Genomic DNA, 11,323 nt, shown 5'->3' with positions numbered 1-11,323 from the left:
GCATTACAAAGTCGATGAAATTAGAAACTATTTTTGTAAAAGAGCACTCTTTTATATTGCACCCAAGCGGTGCTATTTTTTGGAAAAATGAACAAATGCTACTTATTGCCGATGTACATTTGGGTAAAGCTTCGCATTTTCGGAAGCATGGTAGCCCGGTGCCCATGGCATCAGTAGCAGAAAATTTTAATCAATTGAATGCTGTAGTTTCCTATTTTAATCCAACAACGTTGTGTTTTTTGGGAGATTTGTTTCATAGTCATTTAAATAACGAATGGTTTTTTTTTGAACAATGGATACAAACCGTAATGTGTAAAGTAATTTTAGTATCAGGAAATCATGATATTATCCCTGTACTAAAATATGAGTCCATTGGTGTTAATGTGATAGATTTTTTAAGTAAAAAAGGCATTCATCTTACCCATCAACCTGAAAAAAAAGAAGGTTTTTTTACTATTTCAGGGCACATTCATCCTGGTGTTCGGTTAGTTGGCGCTGGCAAACAGCAAATAACAATCCCCTGTTTTTTTAAACAAGCAAATCAATTGGTTTTACCAGCATTTGGCACGTTTACAGGGAATTTTATCATTGAACCACAGTTGGGAGAACAAATTTACGGCATTGCGGATGATGAGGTAATTAAATTACAAGTTGGTTGAAAATGTATATTTTTTAAGATGTTTTTAGGGGTGTTGCTATTTATGTTATACGGCCAAGTCTAAAAAAAGTTTTGGAACAAAAAATCAAATTTATGGCTACTCCATTCGTATTTATGATTGATCAGATTTTCAAAATTTTAATTATTAATAAACAGCCTATATTTTACGTAAGCGAAAATGAAAATGATCAAATAGAAATTGAATTGTCACCTAAAAATTCTATTGATCACAACATAAAAAAAGCAGGATATAAAGTTACTACCATTTCACTAGGTGCTGTCAACATACCATTTTATATTATGCTATTTATTTATGGTTTTTTTAATGTCTTATTCGTGTGGGTGTTTACCTTGCTTTTTTAATTTTTATTTAAGCTAACAATTATAGTAAATAAACCCACATGCATTACTAGTATTATTTATTATTGATATGAAATTATATGCCGCTTGTTTTTTAAGTAAGCAGGTTATATGTTTATTAATAAGTGACAAATAAAAAGTGAAAAACACAACTTACAGAACTTGTCCTGAATGCGGAACTGCCACTAAAAATAGTGATATATGTAAAAACTGTGGAGCTATAATTAATATCACCTTACGGAGAAAAGCCAAAAGGGATGCAGCTAATAAATTGAAAAAAGCACATAAAACTAAGGATCAAAGTAGTATCACTGAATTTATTGAAAAAGCAGTGAATCATGAAAATAGATTTAAACGCTATATAGCAAGATTCTTTTTTTCAATTTGGTTTTTGGTATTGGGAGTTTTTGGTGTATTGGCGTTAATAACGGTTTATATAGCTGCTTAATAATGCGTAATGCTAATTGTAAAAGTGAATTCAATACCTATGATAACACTATTAAAACGAAACTATTATCTGCCTTTATTCAGTATAGCACTAGTTGTAATTATAAGTCAAAAAATAAATGTACAACTGCCAATATGGATGAATAATCATTTGAATGACTTTTTATTTCTCCCCATTGTTTTTAAAATTACTTTAACTATAATACGGTATTTAAAAATTGAAAATACAAGGTTTATCCCTGTTAAAATACTTGTAGTTGTAACAATTTTATGTTGTATTTGGTTTGAAGTGATACTTCCTAAATTCAATTCGCGATACACTGCCGATATCATTGATGTAGGGTGTTACTTTTTAGGAACGTTATTTTTCGTAGGAATAGAACAGCCCTACTTGTTGACTTTTAGAAAGCCCAATAATTATAAAAATCTCAATTAAATTACAGGAATACTTTGGTTGCTTTTAAAATTAATCATGAATAGCTACTTTTACTGGTACTAGAATGTGTTAAATTTTGTACCAATAAAAAGAGCCTTGACTATTTATAAATAATATATTTTCAAATAGTTAAGGCCATTTTAGTATAAATAAACTGGTTTGAGTTTACAGTGATTTTACTATTGTGTCATTTAGTGCATTACTACATACTAATTCGACCACCAATTTCAACTACAGAGTTTCCGTAAACCTTAATTGTCGATTTGATAAAATCTTCAGCATTAGCTTCAAAAATATTGTCAACATATTTCTGAGGATTTCGATCAATATAAGGAAACCAGGTGCTATGTATTTGTATAGCAATACGATGTCCTTTTTTAAAGGTATGCAGTATATCCTGTAGGCGAATATTAACATCCGAAATTTTATTCGGTTCAAATGGCGCTGGGTTTTCAAAACTGTTTCTGAATCTGCCTCTTAATACCTCGGAACGCACCAGTTGTTGATATCCTCCCATAATGATATTTTTGGGGTTATGATCGTAATTAGGATGATCTTCAGGATATTCATCTATGATTTTTACAATAAAATCAGCATCAGTACCTGTCATAGAAACTTTTAATTTCGCAACAATTTCACCAGCTAAGGTCATATCCTTTGTAAATTCATCAGAAATAAACGTAAGTACATCTGGTCTTTTAGAAGCATGCCTTTGGTCATCAGACATAAATTTTCGTGGCGTAAACGTCAATCCTTCCATTTGCGAAACGTAGGGAACGGGTTTTGCAGGATCACTTAAATATTCAAACGCTTCCTGAGGGTTGGTTGCCTTATTGATTGCCAATTTTCCGTTATTCCCAAAATGAAACGTTGTTTTTGAACTTTCTGGCGGCCAAGCATCATAAGTTTTCCATGCTTTTGCTCCGGTGTCAAACATATAAGCTTCGGGTAACTTTTTACTTTCTTCTCCTTTTAGGTGATGCGCAAAAAATTTGCGCTCAATTTCCTTTTGGTAAAAAGTAGAAATACTATCGCCAAACTGAATGTGGTTGTGAGTAGTTTTGCCTTTTTCTCTAGCCCATCCGCCATGGTCCCAAGGGCCCATTACAATGGTATTTTGTGCTTTTGGGTTATTTTTTTCAATGGTTTTATAAATATTTATAGGGCCATACAAGTCTTCAGCATCAAACCAGCCACCAACCGTCATTACTGCTGGAGTAATATTTTTTAAGTGAGGTAAAATACTTCTTTTCTGCCAAAATGAGTCGTAATTTGGATGTGTTGTAATTTCCTTCCAAAAGAAATTATCATAATGGTATTTTTTTGTGATATTTTTTAATGGACCAAGATTTAGGTAAAATTTATAGCCATCATTAGGCGGGTTATCGTAAAAACGTTTGATCTGTTCAATGTACCAAGGTTTTTTAGTTAACCCTGGTTTTTGATAGCCAAATACGGGAAAAGCAGCGGTGTAACTTTCTAAATAAGCACCATGATGAAAAAAGTCATCAAAGAAAAAATCAGAAATAGGAGCTTGTGGGGATGAAGCTTTTAAGGCCGGATGGGCATCGGGCAACGCTGCAGCCGTATAAAAACCAGGGTAGGAAATACCGAACATTCCTACTTTTTTGTTATTATTTTTTATGTTTTTGATTAACCAGTCAATGGTGTCATAAGTATCGGAACTTTCATCAATAGCCGTTTTGTTTTTTTTGTCATTACCAGGAATGTTAGGTGTAAGGGTGGTAAATTTACCCTCGGACATATATCTTCCTCTTACATCCTGATAGACCAAAATATATTTGTCCTGTACTAAATAACCCGAAGGTTGCCCAATAGCATTGAAATTATCATATTTTGAAGCATTGTAACACGTACGATTCAACAAAATAGGATATTTTTTGGATTGATCTTTTGGGGTATACACAATGGTGTATAATTTGATGCCATCGCGCATTTTTATGTTATGTACGGATTTGGAGTAATGTTTTTTTACGTAAGTAGAATCAACCTGTTGGGCATATGTATAACTGTTCAACAAATAAAAAGTAAATAGTACCAGTAATTTTTTCATGAAAATATGTTGTTTAATAGCTAAAAAAAACCGTGCAAATTACTTGAGAATTGAATTGTAATTGTGAGTTTAGAATTACCAACTAATGTAGGATATTTTGATTGTTTTACAAAGCATTAAATGTTTTGAAGAACAACAAAACAGCAGGTAATTTTGGGATTGCTTTTTTTTAAATTATTCGTAAAAACACCCTTATTATTTTTTGAATAAGTTTAAAAAAAAGCTTCATATTGTGAATACTCATTTCTCTACAAAAAAAGAATAAGAATATTTAAATACTGGTTACTTATAAGGCGCATTGACATTACCAAAGCAGGGTAATCAACAGTGATTTTAGCTTTTCCTATAATTTTATGAGGTTTTTCCTTCCTTAATAATGTAATGAGTTTTTAATGTATCTAATTTAATACTATTCAAATTTGTATAAATTTTAAGAACTGGATAATTCAAAGGATTTTATTTATGATAACTGAAAAGAAGTAAACTCAATTGAGCTTAATGATTAGTTTCTCAGGTTAGCTTCTGATTTATGCCTTAATTTCTAATAATAAGAGTTTTAAAAAATAAAACCCTTTTTGTTATAGTTTACTTTTCTAATATACTTCAAATTCTTCAACAGCATAAATTAATTCGCCATCATCAGTAATTCCTTGGATTTCAATTTGAAATTTTCCAGTTTGATCGCCAGTATAAAAATAATTGTTTTGAGTTTTGTCTATTGTAATGTCAATATCTGGATTCCAATACAAAGTAGTTCTAAAGTCAGGTTTCGGGTTGCTGGCATCCTTAAAATAGTCAGGAGAAAAGAATTCTTTAGCTTTATAGAATGGATTTGCTGTAAAACTTAGTACCCCTTTTGCCTTTTGCTTTTTAGATAAACCTGGTTCAATCAAATAAATTGCAATCACTCCGTTAGCACCTTCGACCCCAAATATGGCTGCATCATTTCCTTTTAAAACATCAACAAACGACACTTCAGAGGCATTAATTCCACTAACAAAATTTCTATCTACTCTAACACCATCTATTAAAAATAGTGGATCACTAGAAGCGACAAAGGTACTTTGTCCTCTTATTTTTAAAATTTGATCAGGGTAATTACCAGACAGCGTTACACCAGGCGTTCTGCCTATTAAATCAAAAATACTTAATCCATCTATACCAGGTAATGAATCAACTACAATTCGATTACTAGGTTCACCATAAATAGAAAGTTTACTGACTATGTCATCAATTGAATTTATTTTTATTTTCTTTTTACCACTTATTATTAATTCTTTTAATTGATTTACGCCATTAAACGTAAATTCTAATTGACCAATATATTCTTGTATTTTTATATAATTATTGTAGTAATTATTGTCAATGTCAATTTGACTTTTTGGTGTTGGATCAATCTTAGTAGTTATTAGTTCTTCTTTTAAATATATATCGACATTTTTCTTTTTTTCCGAGTTTTTGAAATCAGTTATCTCTGCATTTAAAACAGCTTTAACACTATCGTAAATTACGAACGGACCATATTCGAAATAACCAGTTTTATCTGTGAATTTTTTACTTGAATAAAAATTGCCTTCTAAAAATTGAATTTTAGTAAGTGCAAATTGTGCTTTATGAGGCTGATTAATGGGGGTGGTGTAACCTTTTATGTAAATGCCTTTTTCGGGTTTCTGTTCTTGTCTATTTTTGTAAAAATCTTTCAACGCATTATCCCATGTAAAACGCCTCCAACCATGCGTTAATAATAACGATTCCAATAAGTGTTTTCTTTGCGCTTTAGGTTTTTTAAGATCAAAAAATATTGCAGCATTGGCTACTTGACCTCTTAAATCAGAATTTAAAAGTAACCAACTTTTAATATTTTCGTTTGTAGACAACGGTATTGCATTCTTTTGAGTTATCGCAATAGAGACATTAGCATTTTTTATTTTTTTATTTCTAGAATTTATATTTACATTTAAATTAAGTCGTTCTCGTTTAGTTGCAATTTTTTTACTTACAGAAATTGAACAATTTAAGTTACTTTCATTATCAATAAATGTTAATCTTTCGCACACAGGGTTTCCATTAGGTGTAAAAAGTGTGAAATGAGCGATTCCTGAAGAAATCTTAGTTGTTTGAAGTTGAATTTCAATATTTTTCTTATTTTCCGATATCATTTTACTAAAAAAAACTTTGCCTCTTAAATGTCCAATGATAAAATGATTTAAAAGCGAAGTAGTTGAACTATTGATTTTTAGATTCAGGTGATCATCTTCGGATTGTATACTTATGTTTTGATTATGATCGGGAGCAACAGGCAATTCAAATTCAAGTGTTCCTGTTTTTGTACTTACTTCTGCAATGTATATCACCCCGCTCTTGGGGGTAAAAGAAGTCATCCCTAAACCAAAATCAAAAGTTCTGAACATAGTTAATATTTCATTAACTCCTTTTTCTTTTATAGCTCCTGTGATGTATAACCCTTTACCATGATTGTCAGTGGCTTTAATTCCAAATTTATTAGGAATTTTGGGGACAATTTCACCGCTTTCAGGATAAAAATGAATATTTAAATCTTTTGGAAATGTACTATCTTTTTGATTAGAATTTTGACTAATGGTCAGTTCGGGTACTTTATTTATCTCATTTAGATCTAGAGTTTTTAAATCATTTTGTTTTTTTATTCTTATATTTTTTCTAAAAAAGTATTCGGTTGAGTTATTAAGCATATAACGAGTAAATGCCCTCAACTGATAAGTTCCGGATTCCCAATCTTTTTTTATTTTAATATCGCCAGCAGTACCAAATTTTTTGTCATCAATATAAAACTTGTCTTTAAATACTATGCTATCCTGGGGATTAATGAGTTCAATATGAAGTACATTACTTTTGCTTGTTTTTTTGTGTGTAATTCCATTGATTAAGTAGCTTTTTAGCCAAATAGTTTCGCCAGAAGTGTAAAAAGGTTTATCTGTATGAATGTACGCTTTTTCAGGAGCAAAACTAGTTTCCATTTCTTCCAAAAGTAACACAAAACGATCCATTGGTGAGTTTGAAGAAAAGCCTAAACAAATTAGTATGGCAAAAAGAAAGCTGAACCTTAGTAATTTCATCATAAATTATTTTTGTAACTATTAAGGTTTATAATGAGCTTTACTGATGCAGTTGTAATTATATTATGGTAGATTGACCTAAATAAATATTTTCAATATTAAAGTTAGTCAAATCAGGATTACAAATGTAATCAGCAATAAAATCACCAATTTTTTCGGTACTCAGTGGTTTTTGTTTGTTTAAATCAGGAGTAGTTAAATTGAGTTCCATTGCTTTTGTTATGGATCGCTTAATGGCCTCAGCTTCATCCAATAAATTAAAATGTTCCAATAGCATTGCAGCTGATAAAATTGCACCAATAGGGTTGGCTATTCCTTTATTGGTAGCAACGGGGTATGATCCGTGTATGGGCTCAAACAGACTGTATTTTTCACCTAGCGAAGCTGAAGCCATTATTCCTTTTGAACCTACCAAAGCACTGGCCTCTTCCGAAATGAAATCGCCAATAAGGTTAGCGGTTAAAATGACATCGAAACTTTTTGGATTCAAAATGATTTTTGCAGCAGCTTGATCAACATACATCAACTCAACAGCAACGTTGGGATACAATTTTGCCATAGCCATAACTGTTCTGCGCCACAAACGAGAAGTTTCTAGTACGTTTGATTTGTCAACTAAAGTTAATTTCTTTTTTCTGCCTTGAGCTGCTTTAAAAGCATCATGCGCTATACGTTCAATTTGCGCTACGGTATAGGTGCAAGCATCATAAGCTTGCTGTTCGTTTTCGTTAAAGCCTTTTTCACCATAAAATAAACCCGCACTGAGTTCGCGATAAATAAGAATATTTGTACCGCGTGCATTTTGCGGTTTTAGTGGTGAATTATTTAAAAGGTAATTGTAAACAATTACTGGCCTAATATTAGCGTAAAGATTCAATTCATTTCTAAGTCCCAAAAGACCTTGCTCAGGGTATATTTTTGTTCTGGGGTCATTATCAAACTTAGGATCTCCAATAGCACCAAATAACACTGTATCACATTCTTTACAAATGGCTATAGTTTTTTTGGGTAGGGGAGTTCCTGTTTTTTCAATGGCAGTAGCTCCAACTAAAGCTTCCTTAAAAACAAAGTCATGCAGGTAGTACTCAGCAACAGCATCTAGTGCTTTTACAGCTTGTTCGGTTACTTCAGGGCCAATACCGTCGCCACTTAACACTGCAATATTGAGTTTCATACTTATAGCTATTACTAATTCAAAAATAGTATTTAATAGTTTTTTGAAAAAATTAAAAGCATTTTAAATCGCACGATCTTTCAATTTTGTTAAAAATTGCTTTAAAAACAAAAAAGATTGAAATTTTAGTTTCAATCTTTTTAATAATTTATTTTAATCAGTAAGGTTTAAGCCTTAATATTAAAACCTTCCATAATTTTATGAATATCTTTATCTATCACTTCTTTTTTACGGTCAGCGTAAACTAAAAATTCTTTGTAAACATCATCTAACTGAAGTTTTGTAAGCTCGTAACCTACTTTTTTAGCACGGTAGGCTAAGGCAGCTCTACCACTACGGGCAGTGAGTACAATGGCAGATTCGGTAACTCCAACTTCTTCAGGATCGATAATTTCGTAAGTTTCTCGATTTTTTATTACTCCATCCTGATGAATTCCAGAACTGTGAGCAAAAGCATTTGAACCTACAATAGCTTTATTGGGTTGCACATACATTCCCATATTTTCCGATACCATTTTACTCGTATCGTACAATAATTTTGTGTTGATATCAGTATGTAAGTTCAACTTAGGGTGTTGTTTTAAAATCATAACAACTTCTTCCAAAGAAGTATTCCCTGCACGTTCTCCAATACCATTGATGGTACATTCAATTTGTCGGGCTCCGTTAACAACTCCTGCAATTGAATTAGCTGTAGCTAAACCTAAATCATTATGGCAGTGGCATGATAATGTTACATTGTGAATACCTTTTACATTTTCACGTAAATATTTAATTTTAGCACCATACTCTTCGGGCAAACAATACCCTGTAGTATCAGGTATATTTAGTACTGTGGCACCAGCGGCAACCATAGCTTCGCACACTCGTGCTAAATATTCATTGTCTGTTCTTCCGGCATCCTCGGCATAAAATTCAACATCTTCAACAAATGACTTTGCATATTTTACTGCAGCAACACCGCGCTCAATAATTTTTTCGGGAGTGGTTTTGAATTTGTGTTTAATGTGAGATTCGGAAGTGCCAATGCCTGTATGAATTCTTGGTCTAACTGCATATTTTAACGCATCAGAAGCAACTTTAATGTCATTTTCCACAGCTCGGGTTAAACCACAAACTGTAGCGTTACGGATTATTTTGGTGATTTCGGTAACCGAATTAAAATCACCTGGGCTTGAAACAGGAAAACCTGCTTCAATAACGTCAACACCCAAAAGGTCTAAACGTTCCGCAATAATTAGTTTTTGTTCAGTATTCAGCTTACATCCTGGGACCTGCTCGCCATCTCGTAAGGTGGTGTCAAAAATTTGAACTTTATTGTCGCTCATCGGTTATTTTACTTTTAACATTCATATCAAATGTATATTTTTATAAACGGTATGTTTGCTATTTTTGTAAATCACTTACAACGGTAAATGTTTTAATAATTACCACGAACCCTTATTTTAAAAGGGATTAACCCTTGTTTTCTTACAATGACTAATGAACTAAAAGATCCCTTATTTATATTGGTAAAATCATTAACCAAGTCCGAAAAGCGTCAATTTAAAGTATATGTTGGACGCTTAGGCGGGAATAATGACTCCAAGTTTTTGAATTTATTTAATTATTTGGATAAGTCCGAAAAGCTTGACGAAGCTCAAATTATCACTAAAGGTATTGTTACAAAACAACAATTATCCAATTTGAAAGCGCATTTGTATAAACAAATACTGATTAGTCTTCGGTTAAATCCTGTGCATAAAAATTTGCGTATGAAAATTAGGGAACAGTTGGATTTTGCAACTATTTTATATCATAAAGGATTGTACAGGCAAAGTTTAAAAATTTTAGATAAAGCCAAAATTTCGGCGATTGATATTGAAGAAAATAATTTGGCCTATGAAATTGTTGAGCTTGAAAAAATAATAGAAACACAATATATTACCCGTAGTATTTCATCCAGAGCGGATGAACTAGCTATTCAGGCAAAAAAATTAAGTATGAAAAATGTAATCGCTAGTCGATTATCTAATTTATCATTACAGCTTTATGGATTAATGCTTAAAACGGGTTATGTAAAAAATGATAAAGAGCATGAGTTTTTAAGAACGTATTTTCAAGGAAGGTTACCACATTATGACTGGGAATTACTGGGGTTTAGAGAAAAATTATGGCTTTATAAGGCACATTTGTGGTATAGTTTTATGACCCAAGATTTCTTATCGTGTTACAAATACTCTAAAAAATGGGTGGATCTTTTTTTTGAAGAACCAAAAATGATAGCCGTTAACCCTGTTTTCTTTTTAAAAGGAAATAATTACTTGATGGAATCTTTATTCCTCATTAAAGATAGTGCGACGCTTAGATCAAAATTAATTGGGTTGGAAAAAATGGTACATTCTGATGGATTTCCCCAGCATGAAAATACCGTAGCACTTAGCTTTTTGTACATTAATACAAACAAACTTAACCTTCATTTTAGCGAAGGTACTTTTAAAGATGGTTTATCACTAGTCACTGAAATTTTAGAAGGGCTGGCGCATCATAAAAATCATATTGATGGACACCATATTATGGTTTTTTATTACAAAATAGCATGTTTGTATTTTGGTATGGAAGATCATGAAAAGTGTATTGAATATTTGAATAAAATTATAGAAAACAAATCTTTAAAAATGCGCGAAGATTTACTTTGCTTTTCAAGGGTACTAAGCTTAATAGCCCATTATGAAGCAAGAATGGATTTACATTTAGACACGCAATTGCAAAATACCTATAAGTTTTTAATTAAAATGGATGATTTATATGCAGTACAAAAGGAGATGATTAAGTTTTTAAGAAATCTTGAAAATGTAAATCCTTTAAAAATTAAAGAAGAATTTAAAAAGCTTTACGATCGATTAAAAAAATATGAAAATCATCCTTACGAGAAACGTGCATTTTTATATTTGGACATTTTATCGTGGTTACAGAGTAATATTGAAGATCGGCCTATTGGCGAAATTATAAGAGAGAAAGCAAAATTAAAAGTGAGGTAGCTGATTAACTACCAATTTTACAGGGAATTACCTATATTGATTTTAAACTAAAAAATCCA

9 protein-coding genes are annotated in these 11,323 nt (G+C 31.7%); 5 read left to right on the top strand and 4 right to left on the bottom strand.

Annotation, left to right across the window (positions count from 1 at the left end; translation table 11 throughout):
- Positions 1-14 precede the first annotated feature (14 nt).
- From pdeM to GMC_RS21470, 4 genes are all read left to right on the top strand, one after another.
- A complete protein-coding gene (gene pdeM / locus GMC_RS0104815; protein WP_010521071.1) occupies positions 15-659 on the top strand; it encodes a ligase-associated DNA damage response endonuclease PdeM in 645 nt (214 codons plus the stop codon).
- A 92-nt stretch (positions 660-751) separates the two neighbouring features.
- On the top strand, positions 752-1,021 hold the full coding sequence (locus GMC_RS0104810) for a hypothetical protein (protein ID WP_040472430.1): 270 nt from the start codon (positions 752-754) through the stop codon (positions 1,019-1,021).
- Positions 1,022-1,157: 136 nt separating this feature from the next.
- Positions 1,158-1,466: a hypothetical protein gene (locus GMC_RS0104805; protein WP_010521069.1), complete on the top strand. Its 309-nt coding sequence runs from the start codon at positions 1,158-1,160 to the stop codon at positions 1,464-1,466.
- A 39-nt stretch (positions 1,467-1,505) separates the two neighbouring features.
- The gene (locus GMC_RS21470; RefSeq protein WP_138940566.1) at positions 1,506-1,901 is read left to right on the top strand and encodes a hypothetical protein; all 396 of its coding nucleotides are present in this window, start codon (positions 1,506-1,508) and stop codon (positions 1,899-1,901) included.
- Between the two features lie 202 nt (positions 1,902-2,103).
- On the opposite strand, the gene GMC_RS0104795 is transcribed toward GMC_RS21470, so the two are convergent.
- From GMC_RS0104795 to GMC_RS19075, 4 genes are all read right to left on the bottom strand, one after another.
- Positions 2,104-3,975: a CocE/NonD family hydrolase gene (locus tag GMC_RS0104795; protein ID WP_010521067.1), complete on the bottom strand. Its 1,872-nt coding sequence runs from the start codon at positions 3,973-3,975 to the stop codon at positions 2,104-2,106.
- Between the two features lie 593 nt (positions 3,976-4,568).
- A complete protein-coding gene (locus GMC_RS0104790; RefSeq protein WP_238527925.1) occupies positions 4,569-7,073 on the bottom strand; it encodes a TonB-dependent receptor plug domain-containing protein in 2,505 nt (834 codons plus the stop codon).
- Between the two features lie 55 nt (positions 7,074-7,128).
- Positions 7,129-8,244, bottom strand: coding sequence for a 3-isopropylmalate dehydrogenase (leuB, locus tag GMC_RS0104785; RefSeq protein ID WP_010521065.1), 1,116 nt, complete (start codon positions 8,242-8,244; stop codon positions 7,129-7,131).
- A 167-nt stretch (positions 8,245-8,411) separates the two neighbouring features.
- Positions 8,412-9,572 carry a 2-isopropylmalate synthase gene (locus tag GMC_RS19075; RefSeq protein WP_010521064.1) on the bottom strand — a complete coding sequence of 387 codons (1,161 nt, stop codon included), beginning with the start codon at positions 9,570-9,572 and terminating at the stop codon, positions 8,412-8,414.
- Positions 9,573-9,719: 147 nt separating this feature from the next.
- On the opposite strand from GMC_RS19075, the gene GMC_RS0104775 reads away from it, so the two are divergent.
- A complete protein-coding gene (locus GMC_RS0104775; protein WP_010521063.1) occupies positions 9,720-11,264 on the top strand; it encodes a hypothetical protein in 1,545 nt (514 codons plus the stop codon).
- The last annotated feature ends 59 nt before the right edge of the window (positions 11,265-11,323 follow it).

Origin of the sequence: Aquimarina agarivorans, from assembly GCF_000218485.1 — a bacterium.
Taxonomy (GTDB): Bacteria; Bacteroidota; Bacteroidia; order Flavobacteriales; family Flavobacteriaceae; genus Aquimarina; species Aquimarina agarivorans.
This window is presented reverse-complemented; position numbering and strand designations above follow the sequence as displayed.

What these genes read in the sequence shown, in the direction of transcription:
- GMC_RS0104775 (WP_010521063.1), top strand. Translation starts at nt 9,720, where the DNA reads ATGACTAATGAACTAAAAGATCCCTTATTTATATTGGTAAAATCATTA.
- pdeM (WP_010521071.1), top strand. Translation starts at nt 15, where the DNA reads ATGAAATTAGAAACTATTTTTGTAAAAGAGCACTCTTTTATATTGCAC.
- GMC_RS0104790 (WP_238527925.1), bottom strand. Translation starts at nt 7,073, where the DNA reads ATGATGAAATTACTAAGGTTCAGCTTTCTTTTTGCCATACTAATTTGT.
- GMC_RS19075 (WP_010521064.1), bottom strand. Translation starts at nt 9,572, where the DNA reads ATGAGCGACAATAAAGTTCAAATTTTTGACACCACCTTACGAGATGGC.
- leuB (WP_010521065.1), bottom strand. Translation starts at nt 8,244, where the DNA reads ATGAAACTCAATATTGCAGTGTTAAGTGGCGACGGTATTGGCCCTGAA.
- GMC_RS0104795 (WP_010521067.1), bottom strand. Translation starts at nt 3,975, where the DNA reads ATGAAAAAATTACTGGTACTATTTACTTTTTATTTGTTGAACAGTTAT.
- GMC_RS21470 (WP_138940566.1), top strand. Translation starts at nt 1,506, where the DNA reads ATGATAACACTATTAAAACGAAACTATTATCTGCCTTTATTCAGTATA.
- GMC_RS0104810 (WP_040472430.1), top strand. Translation starts at nt 752, where the DNA reads ATGGCTACTCCATTCGTATTTATGATTGATCAGATTTTCAAAATTTTA.